Origin of the sequence: Pseudoclavibacter sp. Z016, from assembly GCF_002931215.1 — a bacterium.
GTDB lineage: Bacteria > Actinomycetota > Actinomycetes > Actinomycetales > Microbacteriaceae > Pseudoclavibacter.
This window is the reverse complement of the sequence record NZ_PSTU01000008.1, coordinates 21,042-39,309: the sequence shown is the minus strand read 5'-3', so window position 1 is coordinate 39,309 and position 18,268 is coordinate 21,042. Positions and strand designations below refer to the sequence as shown.

The window sequence follows — 18,268 nt, the reverse complement described above, 5'->3', positions numbered from 1 at the left end:
CACCACCATGACCCCCACGATCACCGCGTCCACAACTGCACCTGCACCTGCACCTGCATCCGCTGGCGTGTCCGCTGCCGACGCCACCGCCAACCTGGCCACCGACCTCTCCGCCGACAACGACTACGCGGCCGCGGGCTTCGGACAGCGCCTCGGCTTCGGACGGAGGCCCGCGCTCATCGTCATCGACTTCGTCGACGCCTACCTCGTCGAGTCGTCTCCCCTGTACGCGGGCGTCGAGGACGAGCTCGCCTCGGCCGCACGCGTGCTGCACTCGGCGCGGGCAGCCAGCATCCCGGTGCTCTACACGGTTGTCGAGCAGGACACGGGCCCCACGGGCGGCGGGGTCTTCGCCCGCAAGGCCGCCGGTCTCGCGACCCTCGCCACGGGGTCTCCCCTCGGCGCCATCGCGGCGCCCCTCACCCCGCAGCAGGGCGAGCCGATCCTCTCCAAGAAGTACGCGAGCTCGTTCTTCGGCACCTCCCTCGCCACCGACCTGACGGTGCTCGGGTGCGACAGTGTCATCCTCGTCGGGCTCTCGACGTCCGGATGCGTGCGGGCCACCGCCGTCGACGCCTGCCAGCACGGCTTCATCCCGCTTGTGGTGCGCGATGCCGTCGGCGACCGCCGTTCGGAGCCCCACGAGGCGGCCCTCTTCGACCTCGACGCCAAGTACGCCGACGTCGTCAGCGAGCAGGATGTCGTCACCTACCTGGCGGGCCTCGCAGCCAGCTTGGCGTAGGGCCACCCCCGGGCCCCGGCCGCACCACCACCGCGCCCGCCGCTGCTGCTGCCCCCGCTCCTGCCCCTGCCCCTGCCCAAGGTTGTGGCAAAGTGCCGCCGGGATCCCTCCCAACCGCACTTCGCCACAACTCTCGGCGCCGGACGGGGGCGGGTGGCGCGGGCGCGGCTCAGCCTGCGACGACGTGCGGGGCGCTCGCTGCGGTGAACGCCTCCGCGTCCGGAAGCGCCGGATCCCACAGCTTCGCGATGACACGCGCCCCGGAGACGAGCGCGCTGTCGGGCGAGCACAGCCAGACGGCCGGCGCCGCCATGACGTCGGGGGCCAGCAGGTTGCCATCCGCCCCCTTCCTGTCGGGGCCCGAGGGCAGCAGCTCCGTGTCGGCGGCGCCACCCGGCAGCAGCAGGTTGACGGTCACCCCGCTGCCAGCCAGGTCGGTGGCCCACGAACGTGTCATCGCCTCGAGCGCCGCCTTCGACGGCCCGTACGGTGCGTACCCGGGCCTGATCATGGTCTGCGCGCTCGTCGAGACGTTGACGATCCGCCCTTCCCGCTGCGCGAGGAAGAGCGGCATCACGGCCTGCGACATGACGAACGGACCGTTGACGTTGGTGTCGATGATCTGCGCCCACGTCGCGGCAGGCACATCCCAGAAGTGCACCGGGTCGGTCGTGAAGGTCTCGCTGACGAGGCGCATGCCGCGTCCCGCGTTGTTGACGAGGGCGTGCACACCCCCGAATCGCTGGACGGTGGCGTCGACGACCTCCTGCGCTCGCTTCGGGTCGCTCACGTCCGCGACCATCGGCAGCAGCAGTTCAGCACCGCCCGGCAGCTCGGCGGCCTCCGCGACGACCTCGTCAAGGGCGGCGGATGCCCCGCTCGCGGTGATCGTGACGGCGTAGCCCGCCGCTCGCAGCGCGAGGGCCATGACGCGGCCGAGACCGCGGGACCCTCCAGTGACGATGGCGACTCTCGGAGAGGTGGTGTGTGCATCCATGCAGCTAGATTGCGTGCAATCATGACCCATTAGAGGCGATTAGCGGAACTTTTCACATGATTGCAACATGGATTGCATGCGATCTTCGCATCGGGCATCGATCATGGACACCATGCATCTCGACTCCTTCATCAACGGCCGCCGAGTGGCCTCGCCCGCGTCGCTCGCAGTGGTCAGCCCCATCGACGGGCACACCGTCGTCGGTTCCGTCGCGAACGCGAGCCCCGAGCAGGTGCGGGATGCGCTTGCCGCAGCCCGGACCGCAGCTCCGCTCTGGGCGGCGGTCCCGGCAGCCGACCGCGCGCGACAGCTCTCGGACGCGATCGAGGACGCCGCGGCGAACCCCGACCACTCCGGGCACCTCATCGCGAGCGAGATGGGCAAGCCCGCACAGGACGCGCACGGCGAGTTCCAGTTCGCCCGGCACCTCGCGAAGTTCTGCGCCGAGCACCTCGACGCGGTCTGCGCCGAGCAGCTCACCGACGATGCCGAGGGCACCCTGCTGCGCGTCGTCGAACCCATGGGCGTCGTCGCCGCCATCACCCCGTGGAACGCGCCCGTCATCCTCGCCGCACTCAAGGTCATCCCGGCGCTCATGACCGGCAACACCATGGTGCTCAAGCCCTCACCGCTCGCGCCCCTCGCCGTCACCGCGTTCTACTCCGCGATCGCCGCCAGACTGCCCGCCGGTGTCCTGAACCTCGTCAACGGCGAAGGCGAGACGGGAAGCGCACTCGTCGAGAGCCCCGACGTCGACCTCATCTCCTTCACGGGCGGCCCCGCCGCGGCCCGAGCCATCGGAGCAGCCGCCGCCCGCACCATCCGCCCCACCGTCATGGAGCTCGGCGGCAACGACGCGGCGATCCTCCTCGACGACGCCGACTGGGGCCCGGAGCTCGCCGAGCGGGTCGTGTTCGGTGCCATGCTGACGAGCGGGCAGGTGTGCATGGCCATCAAGCGCGTCTACGTTCCCCGCGAGCGCCACGACGCCTTCGTCGCCGACCTCGTGGCCGCCGCCGAGCGAGTCCTGCGGGTCGGAGACCCGAGGGTCGAGGGCGTGACGATCGGCCCCGTCATCAGCGGCGACGCGCGCGCACGCCTCGAAGCCCTCCGCGAGCGGTCAGCGGATGCGGGCGGGACCGTCACCGAGATCGGCACGCTCGACGAGTCCATCACCCCCGGCGGCCATTGGGTTCGGCCCGCGATCGTCACGGGCCTGCGCGACACGGACGAGCTCGTCCGCGAGGAGCAGTTCGGGCCGCTCCTCCCGATCCTCGCCTACGACACCGTCGACGAGGCCATCGAGCGAGCGAACGGGGTCGAGCACGGGCTTGCCTCGTCGGTGTGGAGCGTCGACATTCCGCGAGCGCAGGCCGTCGCGCGCCGACTCCGAGCGGGGTTCACGTTCATCAACTGCGCCAACCGTGCCGGAGTCTCCCTTCGAGCCCCGATGGGTGGGCGCGGGGTCAGCGGCCACGGGCGAGAGTTCGGGGAGCTCGGCCTCTCCGAGTACGTGCAGAGCCACAGCATCAACTATCCGGCGACGGCACGGGTCGGAGCGGCGATGGCCGCGAACCGGTACCCGGGGTCCTGAACGGCACGGGCCCGCGGGGAACGGCGCGTCCTCCTCGAGCGCGGCGCCGCCCTGCCGAGCACGATGCGGGTTCGCCCAGCACAGCGCGAATCTGCCGAGCACGATGCGGGTTCGCCGAGCACAGCGAGGAGGAGCCCCCGAAGCGTGCCGCCCAGTCGGTGCCGCTCAGCGCGTACCGGTCCCGCGCATCCAGTCGTCGCCGTTGCCGCTGAGCGACTCCTGCACTGCGGCCTCGGCGTCGCTGAGCGCACGCTCGGCGGCGTCGAGCTCGAGCTTCGTCGCGCGCTCCGCTTCGAGGCGCTCACGGTCGGCGGCCTGCCGCTCTGCGCGCTCCGAGAGCGACAGGGACAGGGAGTCGGGAAGCTGCAGGTCCTCGCTGCGGAGGGCCGCGAGCCGCGACCTCAACTCTCGCGTGCGGAGGTATGCCTCGCGGACGCGAAGCATGCGCTCCGACTGCTGGCCTGCTTCGTTCGCGCTCGCATTCACAGCACCGAGCCTAGAGCGTCCCGCGAGGTCACACCGCCAGCGACGTCGCCCTGGCGGGTGCAGGCTCCTGGCAGATGCGCATCCCGGTCGGAGAGTTGGCGGAGGCGATGATGGCGCGCACCCAGTCGTCGTTGATCGCGGGGAGGCGTCCGCCGATGAAACGGAACCGAAGGTCGGTCGTTGGGCTTATCCAGAGCGTCTCCCGACCGCTGCCCTGATTCGCGGGGCGCGACATGGAGAAGGCGACGCTGTGGCCCGCCCGGAGCATGCTGAGGAGTGCGACTTTGAGATGCAGGAGCGGGCGGTCGTCGATCTCCAGCTCGTGCCCTTGACTGCCGTAGTACATGAATCCCATGGGGTCACCTCTGGGTTGTGAGAAACCAAGGCGACGGATCCGTCTCGACCGCTCGGTGTGCGCCCCGAACAAGCGAAGGAGGGGCAGGGAGTACCGATTGTTCTTTGAGTGTTGCACGCGAGCGGCGCATTGCCTATGTGATCACCTGATCTCACAGCCTGCCGTTATCGGATGGAGGCACGGCCTGTCAATGCGGTTGCCCGGGGATCGCATCGAGAGTTGGGTGAGGGTCCACCCCGCCGCATCACCGCGTTCGCCAAGAGGAGCCCATGGACTATCTCGTGCACATCAACGGCCGCGACTTCGTCGTTGGCGAGAACGCGATCGAGGGTCTGCGCTCGAGCCTGCTCGGCGCTGCCAGCGCCGGTGGCGGCTTCGTCGAGCTTCCCCACCCGACGGCGGCGGGCACGGCAGCGCTTGTGCTGCCCGAGTCGGCGGTGTGGATCGAGCCCGTCCCCGGGGAGGTCGTGGCTGACGAGGCCGGCTTCGTGCCGGACATTGCCTTCGTCGACGTGGAGGCGGCGCAGCGATAGCGGACGCATGCCGCGCTCCTCGTGGCCCGCACCTCGTACCGTGGGTGCATGAGCATCGCAGGAGAGCCCCGAGTCGCCCTCGTCACCGGCGTCGGCCGCCGCCGCTCCATCGGCGCCGCACTGGCGGTCGGCCTGGCTCGAGACGGCTGGCACCTCGCGCTCAACCACTGGCAGGCCTACGACGACCGGATCGGTCTCGAGCGGTCCGGTGACGACCCGCGAGCCGTGGCGGAGGAATGCCGCGAGCTGGGCGCATCCGTGGAACTCGTCGAGGGCGACCTGAGCGACCCGGCGGTTCCGGCCATGCTCATCGGCAGGGCGCAGACCCTCGGCACGGTCTCGGGGCTCGTCATGTCGCACGCCGAATCCGTCGACAGCTCCATCCTCACGACGAGCCTCGACAGCTGGGATCGCCACTTCGCCGTCAACGCTCGAGCGACGTGGCTGCTCATCAAGTCCTTCGCCGAGCAGCTGCCCGCGACAGCCCCAACGGGCGATGCTCGTGCCAGCATCGTGGCCCTCACGAGCGACCACACCGTCGGGAACCTGCCGTACGGCGCCAGCAAGGGCGCCCTCGACCGCATCGTCACGGCGGCGGCCGCGGAGCTCGCCGACAGGGGTGTTCGCGCGAACGTCATCAACCCCGGACCGATCGACACGGGGTGGATGGACGACGCGACCCGCGCCGGGTGCCGGGAGGCGACGCCCGCCGGTCGCCTCGGGACGGCGGAGGACACCGCGAACCTCGTGCGGTTCCTGCTCTCACCGCAGGGAGCCTGGATCAACGGGCAGGTGCTGTCCAGCAACGGCGGCTTCGCGGTCGGATAGGTGCGGGCGGCTCGATCCGGTAGACATGACGCATGACTGCCGACCAGCGACGCCGACCGGTTCGCTTCTGGACGCTCCTGACCATCATCATCCTGCTCGGGGTGGGGCTGGCGACGTGGCTGTTCCTGCCGGTCTCGCTGGAGGAGCACTGCGCCCAGCTCGTCGACGCGTCGGAGACCTGCCTCGACCTGCGGCACTCGCCCGCCGGAATCCCCACCGGCTTCTCGCTCTGGTTCAGGGGACTCGGTGCGGCTATCGGGGCGCCCATCATCGTCGTCGTCGTCCTGCGCTTCGTTCGAGCGCAGCGTGCGACGCCACCGCCACCGCAACCCGGCTCAGCGATCGCACCCGAGGGGCGGGCCTCGTGACGCCGCCTTTCCTGCGCCCACCTTCCACGTCCCGGATCTGGCTGTGGACGGCCGTGACCGCGATCCTCATCTCCCTCGCGCTGGCACCCGTGTACACGTCGGCGACCTGCCTCGACGCCCTCGACCCGGCGCACACCTCGTGCGAGGTCTCGCAGCTCGGCTTCGCGGGCAACCAGACCAACGGATGGCTGTGGCTCGCCGCCGTGATCGCGACCATCGCCGTCGGGTGGATTCTCGCGCGACGCCGCAGATCTCAGCCACGTCGCTGAAGCACCACCCGGCCCCCAGATCTGCCCCCAGACCGGTCGCGCCCTCCCCTGCTAGCTTGAGCGCGTGGCCCCGCAGATCCCCCCGCAGCTCGCCGACCGGCACGCGCGTCACCTGCGCCGCCCTGCCACGGACACCACGCCCGAGTTCGACCTGGCCTACGCGCGAGGTGGACCGCGGGGGTCGACCCCGGTCGTCGTGATCCCGGGCGGGCCCGGCCTCGGCTCGCTGCTCCCATACCTCGGCTTCCGGAGGCGCGCCGCGCAGGGCGGCCTCGACGTCATCATGGTCGAGCACCGAGGCATCGGCTTCTCCCGCACCGACCTGGGCGGGCGCGACCTGCCGAGCTCCGCGATGAACATCATCGAGGTGATCGACGACATCGCGGCCGTGCTCGATCGGGAGGGCATCGCGCGGGCGCACATCGTCGGCGCCTCCTACGGCACATACCTCGCGTCTGCGTTCGGTGCCAGGCACCCGGACCGCGTCGCCGGCATGCTGCTCGACTCCGCCCTGCAGTCCGCCGAGTCCCTGAACCTGGAGCGGCACACGGTGCGCGAACTGTTCTGGCACGCCGACACCGCAGCCGCAGAGGCGACGCACGCGCTCATCGACGCCGGCGTCGACTCGCGCATCCTGCTCGACGTGGCCCGCGCCGCCTACGAGCTGGGCGGCGACGAGCTCCTGGTCCCCGTGCTCCGACAGCGCGCGAACCACGCGCACACCGCAGCCTGGAGCGCCCTGCAGCTGTACGCGACCCGCGACCGCTCCATCGCCCGCTTCCCCGGCATCTACGAGTTCGACCTGTCCGGCGTCATCGGCTTCCGGGAGCTCGGCTACGGCGGCCACCCCGACGGGCTGCCCCTCGACCCCGCGCTCACCTACTCGGAGATCGCCGACCTCTTCCCCGCCTTCGCGGGCGAACCCTTCGACCTCGCCGAGGAGACGCCGAAGTTCCCGTGGCCGCTCGTGCTGCTCGTCGGCACGCGCGACCTGCGCACCCCGCCGCCTATCGCGCGGGAGGTCGCCGCCACGGCTCAGGATGCGGTGCTCGTGCACATCGAGAACGGCCATTCGGCCCTCGAGTCCCACCCGCTGGTCCTGCTCAACACCATCCGAGCACTCGTCCGCGGGCGCGAGCACTCGCTGCCCGCAGCATCCGCCGCGCTCGATCGACTCCCGCGCCGGGGGCTCGCCGCGCGCATCCCGGAGCTGCTCGGCGCCGCGACCCTCATCGAGAGCACCGTGAGGCCCTAGGACCCTGGGTTCCTAGGCCCTGACAGGCGCTGGTGCGCGGGGCCGGGCTCGACCCCGCGCAGGCAGCAGCTACTCGCTGATGATCGCGTCGACCTCGACCTCGAGCAGGAGGTCCTTCGCGACAAGGCCAGCGGTGCCGATGAACGCGCACGCCGGGCGGATCTCGCCGAAGACCTCGCCGTGCACGGCACCGACGGACTCGAAGTCGCGCTCGATATCGACGAGGAACACTCGAGTGCGCACGACGTCCGCCAGGCTGGCGCCGGCCTGCTCGAGCGCGGCGCCGATGCGCTCGAAGATCTCCCTCGCCTGCTCCTCAGCGTCGACACCCGGCGCCGTCGTGCCCGCCACGAAGACGTGGCTGCCGACCTTCACGGCCCGTGAGTAGCCGACCGTCGCCTCGTAGGGCGAACCGGAGGAGATGTTCGTGCGTTCGGTCATGAGAGGGCTCCTTCGTGAGGCAGGCGCTGAGTCCTGGCAGGGAATGTCAGCTCAGAGCATGCCACGACGGCGGAGACCTCGGAGGCCGTCGCGTCAGACGCCGACACGGTCCCGGTCGCCGTCGGCGCCGTGGCCCCCGGCGTGTGGCTCGGCGCCGCCCGACTCGAGCGCCTCGCGGGAAGCCGGCGCCTCGATCCGCGCCTGCTCCCCCGACTCGGCCTGCTCCCCCGACTCGGGGGACACCGTCGACGTCTCGCCGTCCGTCGACGCCTCCTCGCCCTTCACGACGTCGAGCATGCCCGTCGTCGCGTCCGTGTACCACTCGGTGAGCGCCGGGTCCTCGGAATCCAGCCAGGCGCCAGCCCCATGCTCCGCCTCGACGACGCTCGCCCCGAACACGAAGTCGTCCCCGTGCTCGGCGATACCGGCGCGCACACCCTCGTCGATCGCCTCCCTCGCGTAGCGGCGCCGCATCATGTACGGGTCCATGCGCAGGTCCTTCGCCCACGCCCACATGATGCCCATGACGACGAACGCGAACGGCAGCGCCGTGACGACCATGATCGCCTGCAGCCCGGAGAGCGCATCCCGTCCGCCGGCGAGCAGCAGCGACGCCGCGATGAGGCCGAGCATGAGGCCCCAGAAGATCGTGACCCAACGCGACGGGACCGGCTTGCCCTGCTGGCTCATCGACCCCATCACCATCGACGCCGAATCGGCCGACGTGACGAAGAAGATCACGATGGAGACGAGCGCGACGAGACTCGTGATGAGTCCGAACGGCAGCTCCTGCAAGAGCGCGAACAGCATGAGCTCCGGGGCGCCAGCCTCGCTGATCGGCACCCCCTGCGACTCCATCCACATGCTCGTGCCACCCACGACGCCGAACCACAGCATGCAGATGATCGACGGCACCACGATGACGACCGTCACGTACTGGCGGAGGGTGCGGCCGCGGGAGATCTTCGCGATGAACAGCCCCACGAACGGCGTCCACGACACCCACCAGGCCCAGTAGTAGGTCGTCCAGGCCTGCATGAACGCCTCGGTGTCCCCGTCCATCTCCGTGTTGCGCATGAGCATCGTGCCGAGCTCACCGAAGAACGCGACACCGGAGGCCGGGATGAGGTTCAGGAGCAGCAGCGTGGGTCCGGCGATGAAGATGAACACGCCGAGGAGGCCCGCGACCACCATGTTCACGTGCGACAGCATGCGGATGCCCCGCTTGACGCCCGAGACGGCCGACAGGATAAAGAGGGCCGTGAGCACCGCGATCGTCGCGATGAGGAAGCCGTTGCCGAGCTCGCCGATGCCGGTGACGACCTGCACGCCCGACGCGATCTGCAGCGCCCCGATGCCCAGCGAGACGGCCGTGCCGAAGAGGGTCACGAGGATCGCGAACACGTCGATGATGGGCCCGAACCAGCCCTGCGTGCGCTGCGAGAACACCGACTCGAACAGCGCAGAGATGAGCGGCGCGCGGCCACGGCGGTAGGAGGCATAGGCGATGGCCCCGCCGACAAGCGCGTAGTACGCCCACGCCATGGGCCCCCAGTGCAGCACCGTCTGCGCGAGCGCCGTGTGCATCGCATCCACGGTGCCCGACTCCACGTCGAAGCCATGCGGTGGTGCGAGGAAGTAGGTGAGCGGCTCCATGGGTCCGTAGAAGAGGAGGCCGATGCCGATGCCCGCCGAGAAGAGCATCGCGATCCACGACACCATCGAGAACTCGGGCTTCTCGTCGTCCGCGCCGAGCCTCACCCCGCCCGTTCGCCCGTAGCCGACGACGAGCATGAAGACGGCGACGGCGATCGTGAGCACCGAGAACAGCCAGCCGAAGCTGCCCGTCACCCAGTCGAGCGAGGCCGTGCCGACCGCCGAGAGGCTGTCGGGTGAGACGACCGCCCAGGCGATGACCGCGACGACGCCAGCACCGGCGATGCCGAACACCGACCAGTTCGTGCGGAACGAGCGGCCGGTCTGCTCGACGCCGATGCCGGGAACGAGGGCCGGATGCACCGGATCCGGGTCGATCACCTCCCGGATGATGCGCGTCACCGGCTTGCGCTGCGGTCCGATCAAGGAGGGTGGTGTGTCCTGTGAGCTCATGGCGTTGGGATCATCCGTTTCTCTTGGGGGAAGGCAAACGGGGTGCAACGTTACCCGAATGGGGCGTCGGACCCACTTCCGCGAGGGCTCGGTGCGGACGGAAGCGGCCCCGTTCGCCGAGGAATCTCGGAGACTGCTCGGACACACTTGGAGGCTGGTGCGCATCCGCCATCGCCCCCGAACGCGAAGGAATCTCCATGTCGCTCAACATCGCAGACCTCAAGATCACCAGCCCCGACTTCGAGGCTGGCACTCGCCTCGCCGACCAGTTCGCGGCCGATGGAGGCAACGCCGCCCCGCGCCTCGAGATCACCGGAGTGCCCGCGGAAGCCGTCGAGCTCGCCCTCATCGTCCACGACCCGGATGCACCGCTCCCCCTCGGCTTCACCCACTGGGTCGTCTACGGGCTCCCCGCCCAGGACGGCGTGATCGACGCGGGCGCCGACCATGCACGCGTCGCCGAGAACACCGCAGGGAAGGCCGAGTACATGGGGCCGAAGCCGCCAGCTGGCCACGGCGACCACCACTACTTCTTCACCGTCTACGCGCTCGACCACCACGTCGAGGGAACCCCCTCACGAGAGGAGTTCCTCGACGGCTACGCGCACGCCATCCTCGAGCAGAACCGAGTCGTGGGCCTCTACTCGAACTAGGGCACGGTCACGCGATCGGAGGGCGGGGCACATCGCTTCGCCCTCCAGTGCTTGGGCGCGGGCAGAGCATGTCGTCGCTACCAGTGAACTCGAGTGCCCACGAAGAGCGTGATGTACTCAGCTCCGACCGAGTACTGAGCCGTGTACTCGCTCGATGACAGGATGACGTCCGGCAGCCCGGGCCGAGAACGGCTCTCAGAGCCCTCAACCGTCCAGCCTTCCGCAGCCAACGCCGTCATCCAAGCCTGCACCTGCACCTGCCCAGCGACGGGGACTCGCATCGTCCACGAGCTGGTGGACGTCCCGACGCTGGAGTCGCTCGATTCGCCGAGCTCCTCCCGGAGGATGCAGTCCTCGAACTGCACATCGCTCGGGAACGGGAAGCCAACCCAGGTCTCGGACGGTGTTGTCCGTGTCGCCGTGACGGTACCGGGGCTCGTCTCCTCTTGGAGCATGAGTCGGTACCCGCCGGGCTCGAGAGGCTCCCAGCTCACGATCTTCGTCGCGTCGGCCGCGCTCGGGGCGTTCTGCATGCGCCCCTCTTCCGCGAACTCCCCATCCGCGTCCCAGATCGGCCCGTCACCGCCATTCGACCGCGCGTCCCCGGCTACGGCGAACTCAGCGAGGACGCTCTCGAGGTAGTCGGCAACGGTCTCGTCGGTGGCCGTGGGACTCCACGCGAGCACGTGCAGAAGCCGTCCATCGCAGGCGAACGCATTCTCGGCCCGGTCGAAGCGCAGGCCGTCTGGTACGGGAAGCGTCATCCCCGATGGGGAGTCGAACCCTGCCACGAAGCCGCCGAGTGACGAGGCCTCGGGCGTCGGCGGGGCTGACGGCAGTCCGCTCCCTCCCGTGGGCGTCGCCGATATCGATGCTGCAGCCTCCGGTGCGGGTTCCTCCGCGACCGCACAGGCGGAGATGCCGATCACGAGGAGCAGGGCGACGGCCAGGGCGGCGCGGCGGGAGGCATGGCGGGACATGTCTCAGAAGCTACCGACGCGACTCCCAGTGTCGGTCCGATTCGCCGTTCAGAACTGTTCGAAAACGGGGCTCGAGGGGCGGCCGTCGCGTCGCCGAGGGGGCGGTGCCGCCGGACTCCAGCGGGTGTGAGCGCTCTCAGAGCTTGGTGGCGAGGGGAAGATGCTCGGTAGAGAGACCGAACCGGCCGCGGAGGACCGCGAAGATACCGAGGGCAACGCAGCCCGTGAGCAGCTTGTCCATGACCGAGGTGACGATGTTCGCCGAGAAGACCGCCGCCATGAAGGGAACGCTCATGGCTTCCAGCGAGAGCACGGACACCTTCGACGCGTGCCCACCCTCTGCGTCGAAGAGCGTCGCGACGACCGGGGCGGCGACGACCGCGCAGGCAAGAGCCGCGATGAGGTTGAGGACAAGGAAGCGGACCAGCCCGGAGCCCATCCCGAATCGGCGAACCCCGTAGCCCCAGACGAGCGCCCCCACGATGTTCACCGGGAGGAACGAGAGCGTCTCAGGATCTCCGACCACAAACCCGAGCGAGCTGGAGGCAACCGCGACGATGACGCCGTGCCACGGCCCGAGAGCCAGGGCTGCCACGGCGGTGCCCACCATGTCGAGGTAGGCGGAGAGCCTGAAGACGTTGGCGGTGAAGAGGCCGAGCAGGTTGATCCCCACGCACACCAGGAGCAGCAGCACGACGGCCCACGTGGCCGGTGTGGAGCTCCCGACAGGGGCCATCGGCTCCCCAGCAGCTGGCGCAGGTCGCGCAGCGGGCGTGACTTCCCTCGACTGCTCCCGAAGGGCTTGGTCCTGTGCTGTCCGTCGCGCGTCACGGCATCGCCGCACCCACGAATCCGCCTCACGCTCGTCTGCGCCGAGCGCGGTCACGATGTCTCGGAGCAGCTCGGTGTCCAGCCTCGTTCGACCCGCCCGGAAAGCGTTGTAGACCGTCGATCGCGCAGGAATCGCCGCCGCCGCATGCACGCCTCTGCCCAACCGGAGGTCGGTGATTCGACGCACGAGCTCGGCATAGGAGACCGCCCCGGAGGCTTCCCGCAGCTCGCGAAGATCGAACGCGATCCTGTCGAAGGAATCGGGACCGAGCGAAGTCGGAGAGTTCGGCACCACCGCTCCTTCGTCTCCCCAGAGCTCAGCCCGCGCATTCAGGAGGAAGGGCTCTCTCACGTATCTCGCCGGTGCAAACCTACACGGAAGCCCGTTCGACTGTTCAGCCTTGTGCGAAAACGCCAGACCACGGCAGAACCGGTGAAGACGGCTCCTACCGTGAGAGGGAACGACACGCGCCGTCGCGCCTGTCTGCACCTCATCGGAAGGCGGAGGATCTCTTGGGCAAGCGCAATCGAATGGACACGGCGAGGGCGTTCGTGCTGGGGATGAGCGGGCTGCTCGTGCTCACCGGATGCGCGAGCACGAGCACGCCTGGCGGTCCGAGCTCCGCGCCGTCCGAGACCACGCAGGACCCGCCGGCGACATCGATGCCGATCACCACTCCGGCGCCCATCAGTCTCCCGACCTGCGACGACATGAACGCGACTGCCCTGCAGCAGTACCTCGACTACGGCCCCGAGGTCTTCAGCGTGCCGGCCGGTGAAACCGACCGCGCGACCTTCGACGAACTCGCTGGCACGAAGGCGCAGGCGGCGATGGACGCGGCGGCGCAGACGCGGGGCTGCCAGTGGCCCGTGCACATGGAGGGCATGGTGACGCAGTACGTCTCAGAACTCGACGCCGCCCAGCAGGGTCCCCTCATCGACGCGCTCCGCGACGACCCGGACGCAACGGAGGCGTCCGTCGGCGACGCGGCCACGTTCACGTACGTCATCCAGGCGCCAAGCCTCGCGATGGCGAACACGCAGGCCACCCACATCTTCCTCGGCGACACCTGGACGGTGATCTTCGACCGCGCGGGCCAGCGAGACTACGTGCAGGCCGCCATCGACGGGCTCCTCCGAGCAAACCCGGCGCTCGCCGACAGCGCCCCGGAAGACGGCGATGCCGAAGCGTCCGATGCCGGTCAGTGCTCGGGACTGACGGGCAGCGCGGCTCTCGCCAAATGGGCGCCGGAGGCCGAAGGAAGCATGCCGTGGGACCTCACGGGGCAGTTCAGTGACACGAGTGGCTACGACGACTGCGCGGATCTCTCCTGGGTGCAGTTGCGGCCGGAGTCCTGCTGCACGCGGTTCTCGGTGACGCCACTGCTGCTCTTCCACGACGGCGTGTTCGTGCCTCCGACGACCGGTGACTACGCGGTCGAGTCCGTGCAGCGCATCTCCGACGGCGAGATCTCCGTGACCTACATGTGGCAGGGCGAGGACATCGCCGGGCCAGCGAAGACGGCAACCTCCGTGTACGCCTGGGACGAGGCGAGCGCGTCGATCACGCGGACCGGCGAGCTTCCGCCCATGTGACCGACCGGCCCTGCTCAGCTCCAGCCGCCCCGCCTAGAGTTGGTGCGGTGACCCACCCCCACGATGACACCCAGGGAGTCAGAGGCGAGCTCGCCCAGGACACCACCATCGACAATCGCGCCCCGAGGCCACCCCGGTCGAAGGCTGGACGCGCCGTCGAGCAGAGCGTTCGGGTCGTCGGCGACAAGGTCGGCCCCAACAGCGCACTCATCCTGCTGCTCGTGATCGGACTCGCGATCGTGGTCGGGCTCAGCGCCCTCGCGGCCGAGATCTACGAGAACGTCACCGACAGCGACGGCGTGGCCGGCCTCGACCAGCCCCTCCTCGACTACGCCATCACCCTGCGAGCGCCGCTCGCCGACATGCTCATCACGGCGTACACCGACATCGCCGGGCAGATCGGCATGCCCATCATCGCCGTCGCCGCGCTCCTCATCCTCTCCATCCGGCGCCGCTCCTGGACGCCCGTGATCCTCATCGTCGCCGCGGGCGGCGGGTCGCTGCTCATGACGGTCGCGGGGAAGAACCTCATCGGCCGAGTCCGCCCGGATCAGGCGGAAGCCGTGCCGCCGTACGAGCACTCGGCGTCGTTCCCCAGCGGGCACACCCTCAACGCGGTGGCGGTCGTCGGGGTCATCGCGTACCTGCTCATCCTGCGCAGACAGACCAAGCGCGCACGGGTGCTGATCGCCCTCGGCGCCGTGGTCTTCGCGATCACGGTCGGGATCTCGCGCGTGTACCTCGGGCACCACTGGTTCACGGATGTGCTCGCCGGCTGGGTGCTCGGCGCGGCCTGGCTCGCGTTCGTAATCTTCGCGCACCGCGTGTACCTGTCGATCCGCGAGCATCGTCACGAGCGGCGCGCGGCGCTCGACTCGGCGAACGATCCACAGTGACGACGTCTTCGCAACCCCTTCGCACGGGTGTCCCAGGATGACGGAGGCACCACTCAAGCCCCGTGCCTAGGGTCGGGACATGGTTCATTTCAAGAAGCGAGTGTCCACTGTCATCGCCGGTGCCGTCGTCGCGGGCGGCCTCATGTTCGGCGGGGCGACCGCCGCGCAGGCAGCCACCGCCAACATGAGCGTCGGGCCGTTCTCGACGGTGAGCGAGTGCGAGGCGACCAAGGTCACGTACATCTCCTCCTGGACGAAGATCAGCCAGGGATGCACGTACTACCCGCAGCAGGGTGGCTTCACCGACAACGGGTACTACTTCCACTACCGCGCGATCGCCTGAGCTGCGACTCCAGCAGATCTCGAACGACTCCGCCCGGCATCCACGATGGATGCGGGGCGGAGTCTCGTTCAACGGGGCTCAGCTGTGCTCAGCCGGGCTCGGCGGGGTTGAGCAGGGGTCCGGCGTTGCTCAGACGCGCTGCTCGTGTACGGCCTCGAGCGAGGCCCGATCCTCGGGGAGCATCCCGTCGATCGGCTCCCCATTCCAGACGATGTCATCGCCGAGCGCGGCGAGCAGCTCCTTGCGCTCACCGTGGGTGAGCTGCGCACCGTGCACGATCGTCGCGGGGCTCCACAGCATCGCCAGCTCGTCGTGCCATCCCGCGCCGATGTCGCGCACGTGCAGCAGGTCGTGGAGCGACTTCGGGAGGTGCTTGATGGGCTCGGCGAACGCATCCGCCAGCACCGCCAGCTTCACCTGACGTTCGACGCCAGGCGCCACGACGAACGGCTCGGAGTTCGTGCCCTGGAAGGCGGCCGAGACCTCGTCGGCTTCGAGCAGGATGACACCGCTGGTGGGGCGCGGGTTGCATTCGATCGCGAAGAGCCCGCCATCGTTGTCGACGAAGTCGAACGACAGCTGGCCCGTGTAGTTCGGGTCGAGGGTGTCGACGAGCCGCTGCGTGTAGTCGAGCGTCTCCGTGCTGTCGATCGCGAGGAACGAGATGCCCGTGCTGTGCGCCCACTGCTCGGGTGCGCGGTACGTGCAGTGCGCCGTGACACGGCCGTCGACGACGATGCTGTACGTGCAGATCATGGGGCCGTCCACGAAGGGCTGCACGAGCCACGGCTGGTCGGGCGTCGGCGCGGCCTCGTCGACCGACATCTTGCCCGCGAGCGGACCCGTGTTGGTGAGGAGCCCGACGCCGCCACGCGAGAACGCGGCGCGAGCGAAGAACTTCGGGTACGTGTCGATGGCCGCGAGCAGCTCCTCGTGGCTCGTCGCGACGATCGTCTCGGGCACCGGCACGCCTGCCTCCTGCGCGAGCCGCTTGAAGCTGGCCTTGTCGTGCAGGCGCGCGAGCTGCTCGAATCCGCCCGTGAACACGCTCGTGCCGTCCGGGAGCTCGTGGCCGCGGGCTGCGAGGTAGAAGGCTTCCTCGAACGTCGGGATGACGACGTCGATGTGCTGCTCTGCCGCAATCTTCGCGACGTCGGCGATGAACTCGTCCGTCTTGGCGCGCGGCGAGTTCGTCACGAAGTGCCCCGCGAGGTACCTCGAGTGGCTGCCGATGGCCCCCTCGTACGTGTCGCTCGCGAACACCGTGTGGCCCGTGCTGCCGAGCTTGCGGATGATGTCGAGCGCAAACGTGTTCCGGGAACTGGTGACAAGTACTCGCACGGTGGATCCTCTCGAAGGGGGAGATCGGGGTCACGCCAGCCTAGTGAAGTGCTCCTCGCCGCCTCGCCCCGGGGATTCGCGGGCAAACTCCCCGTCGAACTCCCCGTTTCGGCATTGCGGGCCGACGTGCCGGTCGCCACTCCCGGCGATGTCGGTGGCCGGTGCTGTACTGGGCGGATGGAGATTCAGGGGTGGGTTGCGCTGAGCTTTGTGCTCGGGGCGACGGTTGCAGTCATCATCGCGCTCGTGGTTCGGATGCGCGCGAACAGGCGCTGGCGGGCGACGCTCGACGAGCGGCAGAACGCCGCCGAGGCCGAGCGGCAGGCGCTCACCGCCGAGGCCGAGCGCGCCCACGCGGAGCTCCGGCAGCAGAAGCAGGAGCTGCAGGAAGATGCTGAGGCGCGCCTCGAGCGCCTCGCACTCCAGCACGAGGCCGCGTTCCAAGACCGGCGGATGCTCGTCGACTTCCTCAAGGAACGCGCCAGGCGTTCGATCGAGACGGAACTCGTGTCCCGGGAGGCGATCCTGCGGGCCAGCGAGACACTCGGGCTGAACGGCGTGCTCGCGACCCGCACGTTCATCCTCGTCCAGGAGGGCATGAGCACCAACCGCCATGTCATCCAGCTCGACCACGTGCTGCTCACCGACGCGGGCGCCCTCCTCATCGATCACAGGACCTGGGACGGCGTTATCTTCGACGGGGTCCGGCCCAGCGAGGCGCAGCCGGCCTTCGGCAACCTCGTCGACGATGTGGCGCTGCGTCCACCGTTTGCCCTGCAGATCACGAGCGGCGCCGCCACCACCCCAGACAGCACCGCCCCGCACGGCGGCGCCGCGGAGAGCTCCCTCCGGGTGCTGACGCACCTCGGGCAGTCAGCACCGCGCAGCCAGGCGCTCGCCCATGCGACGCACCTCGCGGGTCTGAGCGAACAGACCCTCGGCGAGTCCATCGCCGTCGACACCTGCGTCTTCTACTCGAACGCCACCGCGACCGTCTACACCGATGCCGCGACGCTCACGCCATCGGCCGACCGCACGGCCGTCGTCGCCGACGAGGCGCAGTTCCTCGACCTCCTCACGCGGCGCGAGCGCGCCAGGCGCCGCCCGCTCGAGGTCGAGCAGATCGAGCGGCTCACGGCGCTCCTCCACGAACAGGGCGCGAAGATCGACGCATTCGGCGACTACGCGCGCCTGATGCCCGCGCCCGAGCCGCTGGACGAGGCGGACGCGGATGCGCACGCAGGTGCGGGCGCAGGAGCAGGGGCAGGCGCGAGTGCGAGTGCCGATGCGGGCGCCGAGGCATTGGTGCCGGCCGGCAGCGTCTCGGGGTAGCGTCCGGGCGGCGCTGCTGGGCTGGGCGGCGCTTGCCGGCTGGGCTATACCGCGTGGCTGAAGAGCTGCAGCGCGTGGCTGAAGAGCTGCAGCGCGTGGCCGAAGAGCTGCGCGTGGCCGAAGAGCTGCGCGTGGCCGAAGAGCTGCGCGTGGCCGAAGAGCTGCGCGTGGCCGAAGAGCTGCGCGTGGCCGAAGAGCTGCGCGTGGCCGAAGAGCTGCGCGTGGCCGAAGAGCTGCGCGTGGCCGAAGAGCTGCGCGTGGCCGAAGAGAGCGAGCACGCCCGAGGAGATACACGAAAGGCCCCGCTCAGCGGGGCCTT

General features: G+C 69.6%; 21 protein-coding genes. 12 read left to right on the top strand and 9 right to left on the bottom strand.

Annotated features, from left to right (window positions below):
- Window positions 1–7 precede the first annotated feature (7 nt).
- Entirely contained in the window at window positions 8–742 is a 735-nt protein-coding gene (locus tag C5B99_RS03950) for an isochorismatase family protein (protein ID WP_104240656.1), read from the top strand.
- 169 nt (window positions 743–911) lie between these two features.
- On the opposite strand, the gene C5B99_RS03945 is transcribed toward C5B99_RS03950, so the two are convergent.
- A complete protein-coding gene (locus C5B99_RS03945; RefSeq protein ID WP_104240494.1) occupies window positions 912–1,739 on the bottom strand; it encodes an SDR family NAD(P)-dependent oxidoreductase in 828 nt (275 codons plus the stop codon).
- A 112-nt stretch (window positions 1,740–1,851) separates the two neighbouring features.
- Here C5B99_RS03945 and C5B99_RS03940 point away from each other — a divergent pair, with 112 nt between their 5' ends.
- The gene (locus C5B99_RS03940; RefSeq protein ID WP_181064935.1) at window positions 1,852–3,333 is read left to right on the top strand and encodes an aldehyde dehydrogenase; all 1,482 of its coding nucleotides are present in this window, start codon (window positions 1,852–1,854) and stop codon (window positions 3,331–3,333) included.
- 165 nt (window positions 3,334–3,498) lie between these two features.
- On the opposite strand, the gene C5B99_RS03935 is transcribed toward C5B99_RS03940, so the two are convergent.
- Both C5B99_RS03935 and C5B99_RS03930 read right to left on the bottom strand, forming a co-directional pair.
- Complete coding sequence (locus C5B99_RS03935) at window positions 3,499–3,819, bottom strand: hypothetical protein (protein ID WP_104306121.1); 321 nt, start codon at window positions 3,817–3,819, stop codon at window positions 3,499–3,501.
- A 28-nt stretch (window positions 3,820–3,847) separates the two neighbouring features.
- The gene (locus C5B99_RS03930; protein ID WP_104240491.1) at window positions 3,848–4,174 is read right to left on the bottom strand and encodes an ATP-dependent DNA ligase; all 327 of its coding nucleotides are present in this window, start codon (window positions 4,172–4,174) and stop codon (window positions 3,848–3,850) included.
- 269 nt (window positions 4,175–4,443) lie between these two features.
- Between C5B99_RS03930 and C5B99_RS03925 the strand changes: the two genes are divergently transcribed.
- The 5 genes from C5B99_RS03925 to C5B99_RS03905 all read left to right on the top strand — a co-directional run bounded on the left by C5B99_RS03925 (window position 4,444) and on the right by C5B99_RS03905 (window position 7,427).
- Window positions 4,444–4,707 carry a hypothetical protein gene (locus C5B99_RS03925; RefSeq protein ID WP_104240490.1) on the top strand — a complete coding sequence of 88 codons (264 nt, stop codon included), beginning with the start codon at window positions 4,444–4,446 and terminating at the stop codon, window positions 4,705–4,707.
- Window positions 4,708–4,755: 48 nt separating this feature from the next.
- The gene (locus C5B99_RS03920; protein WP_104240489.1) at window positions 4,756–5,535 is read left to right on the top strand and encodes an SDR family oxidoreductase; all 780 of its coding nucleotides are present in this window, start codon (window positions 4,756–4,758) and stop codon (window positions 5,533–5,535) included.
- A gap of 32 nt (window positions 5,536–5,567) precedes the next feature.
- On the top strand, window positions 5,568–5,903 hold the full coding sequence (locus tag C5B99_RS03915; RefSeq protein ID WP_104240488.1) for a hypothetical protein: 336 nt from the start codon (window positions 5,568–5,570) through the stop codon (window positions 5,901–5,903).
- On the top strand, window positions 5,900–6,172 hold the full coding sequence (locus C5B99_RS03910; RefSeq protein WP_146081930.1) for a hypothetical protein: 273 nt from the start codon (window positions 5,900–5,902) through the stop codon (window positions 6,170–6,172). The genes C5B99_RS03915 and C5B99_RS03910 overlap by 4 nt, the downstream gene beginning before the upstream one ends.
- Window positions 6,173–6,236: 64 nt before the next feature.
- Window positions 6,237–7,427 (top strand): alpha/beta fold hydrolase, encoded by a 1,191-nt coding sequence (locus C5B99_RS03905; protein ID WP_258063032.1) that lies wholly within the window; start codon window positions 6,237–6,239, stop codon window positions 7,425–7,427.
- Between the two features lie 69 nt (window positions 7,428–7,496).
- Here C5B99_RS03905 and C5B99_RS03900 read toward each other — a convergent pair whose 3' ends face one another.
- The gene (locus tag C5B99_RS03900) at window positions 7,497–7,868 is read right to left on the bottom strand and encodes a RidA family protein (RefSeq protein WP_104240486.1); all 372 of its coding nucleotides are present in this window, start codon (window positions 7,866–7,868) and stop codon (window positions 7,497–7,499) included.
- Between the two features lie 93 nt (window positions 7,869–7,961).
- Complete coding sequence (locus C5B99_RS03895) at window positions 7,962–9,977, bottom strand: BCCT family transporter (protein ID WP_104240485.1); 2,016 nt, start codon at window positions 9,975–9,977, stop codon at window positions 7,962–7,964.
- Between the two features lie 197 nt (window positions 9,978–10,174).
- Here C5B99_RS03895 and C5B99_RS03890 point away from each other — a divergent pair, with 197 nt between their 5' ends.
- Window positions 10,175–10,630: a YbhB/YbcL family Raf kinase inhibitor-like protein gene (locus tag C5B99_RS03890; RefSeq protein ID WP_104240484.1), complete on the top strand. Its 456-nt coding sequence runs from the start codon at window positions 10,175–10,177 to the stop codon at window positions 10,628–10,630.
- A gap of 77 nt (window positions 10,631–10,707) precedes the next feature.
- Here C5B99_RS03890 and C5B99_RS03885 read toward each other — a convergent pair whose 3' ends face one another.
- Together C5B99_RS03885 and C5B99_RS03880 are read right to left on the bottom strand one after the other, a co-directional pair.
- Window positions 10,708–11,610, bottom strand: coding sequence for a hypothetical protein (locus C5B99_RS03885; protein ID WP_104240483.1), 903 nt, complete (start codon window positions 11,608–11,610; stop codon window positions 10,708–10,710).
- A gap of 136 nt (window positions 11,611–11,746) precedes the next feature.
- Window positions 11,747–12,733, bottom strand: coding sequence for an ECF transporter S component (locus C5B99_RS03880; protein ID WP_146081929.1), 987 nt, complete (start codon window positions 12,731–12,733; stop codon window positions 11,747–11,749).
- Between the two features lie 239 nt (window positions 12,734–12,972).
- Between C5B99_RS03880 and C5B99_RS03875 the strand changes: the two genes are divergently transcribed.
- The 3 genes from C5B99_RS03875 to C5B99_RS03865 all read left to right on the top strand — a co-directional run bounded on the left by C5B99_RS03875 (window position 12,973) and on the right by C5B99_RS03865 (window position 15,276).
- Entirely contained in the window at window positions 12,973–14,037 is a 1,065-nt protein-coding gene (locus C5B99_RS03875) for an LppP/LprE family lipoprotein (RefSeq protein ID WP_104240481.1), read from the top strand.
- 47 nt (window positions 14,038–14,084) lie between these two features.
- Entirely contained in the window at window positions 14,085–14,933 is an 849-nt protein-coding gene (locus C5B99_RS03870) for a phosphatase PAP2 family protein (RefSeq protein ID WP_104240480.1), read from the top strand.
- Window positions 14,934–15,012: 79 nt separating this feature from the next.
- Complete coding sequence (locus C5B99_RS03865; RefSeq protein ID WP_104240479.1) at window positions 15,013–15,276, top strand: hypothetical protein; 264 nt, start codon at window positions 15,013–15,015, stop codon at window positions 15,274–15,276.
- Between the two features lie 129 nt (window positions 15,277–15,405).
- On the opposite strand, the gene C5B99_RS03860 is transcribed toward C5B99_RS03865, so the two are convergent.
- Window positions 15,406–16,617, bottom strand: a complete 1,212-nt coding sequence (locus tag C5B99_RS03860; RefSeq protein WP_104240478.1) for a carbamoyl-phosphate synthase large subunit — start codon at window positions 16,615–16,617, stop codon at window positions 15,406–15,408.
- Window positions 16,618–16,794: 177 nt separating this feature from the next.
- On the opposite strand from C5B99_RS03860, the gene C5B99_RS03855 reads away from it, so the two are divergent.
- Window positions 16,795–17,949: a hypothetical protein gene (locus tag C5B99_RS03855; RefSeq protein ID WP_146081928.1), complete on the top strand. Its 1,155-nt coding sequence runs from the start codon at window positions 16,795–16,797 to the stop codon at window positions 17,947–17,949.
- 44 nt (window positions 17,950–17,993) lie between these two features.
- On the opposite strand, the gene C5B99_RS19175 is transcribed toward C5B99_RS03855, so the two are convergent.
- The gene (locus C5B99_RS19175; protein WP_104240476.1) at window positions 17,994–18,227 is read right to left on the bottom strand and encodes a hypothetical protein; all 234 of its coding nucleotides are present in this window, start codon (window positions 18,225–18,227) and stop codon (window positions 17,994–17,996) included.
- Window positions 18,228–18,268 lie beyond the last annotated feature (41 nt).

Excerpts from the sequence above, each read along its gene's own strand:
- C5B99_RS03950 (WP_104240656.1), top strand. The coding sequence starts at position 8 with ATGACCCCCACGATCACCGCGTCCACAACTGCACCTGCACCTGCACCT.
- C5B99_RS03945 (WP_104240494.1), bottom strand. The coding sequence starts at position 1,739 with ATGGATGCACACACCACCTCTCCGAGAGTCGCCATCGTCACTGGAGGG.
- C5B99_RS03940 (WP_181064935.1), top strand. The coding sequence starts at position 1,852 with ATGCATCTCGACTCCTTCATCAACGGCCGCCGAGTGGCCTCGCCCGCG.
- C5B99_RS03930 (WP_104240491.1), bottom strand. The coding sequence starts at position 4,174 with ATGGGATTCATGTACTACGGCAGTCAAGGGCACGAGCTGGAGATCGAC.
- C5B99_RS03925 (WP_104240490.1), top strand. The coding sequence starts at position 4,444 with ATGGACTATCTCGTGCACATCAACGGCCGCGACTTCGTCGTTGGCGAG.
- C5B99_RS03920 (WP_104240489.1), top strand. The coding sequence starts at position 4,756 with ATGAGCATCGCAGGAGAGCCCCGAGTCGCCCTCGTCACCGGCGTCGGC.
- C5B99_RS03915 (WP_104240488.1), top strand. The coding sequence starts at position 5,568 with ATGACTGCCGACCAGCGACGCCGACCGGTTCGCTTCTGGACGCTCCTG.
- C5B99_RS03900 (WP_104240486.1), bottom strand. The coding sequence starts at position 7,868 with ATGACCGAACGCACGAACATCTCCTCCGGTTCGCCCTACGAGGCGACG.
- C5B99_RS03895 (WP_104240485.1), bottom strand. The coding sequence starts at position 9,977 with ATGAGCTCACAGGACACACCACCCTCCTTGATCGGACCGCAGCGCAAG.
- C5B99_RS03890 (WP_104240484.1), top strand. The coding sequence starts at position 10,175 with ATGTCGCTCAACATCGCAGACCTCAAGATCACCAGCCCCGACTTCGAG.
- C5B99_RS03885 (WP_104240483.1), bottom strand. The coding sequence starts at position 11,610 with ATGTCCCGCCATGCCTCCCGCCGCGCCGCCCTGGCCGTCGCCCTGCTC.
- C5B99_RS03875 (WP_104240481.1), top strand. The coding sequence starts at position 12,973 with ATGGACACGGCGAGGGCGTTCGTGCTGGGGATGAGCGGGCTGCTCGTG.
- C5B99_RS03865 (WP_104240479.1), top strand. The coding sequence starts at position 15,013 with ATGGTTCATTTCAAGAAGCGAGTGTCCACTGTCATCGCCGGTGCCGTC.
- C5B99_RS03855 (WP_146081928.1), top strand. The coding sequence starts at position 16,795 with ATGGAGATTCAGGGGTGGGTTGCGCTGAGCTTTGTGCTCGGGGCGACG.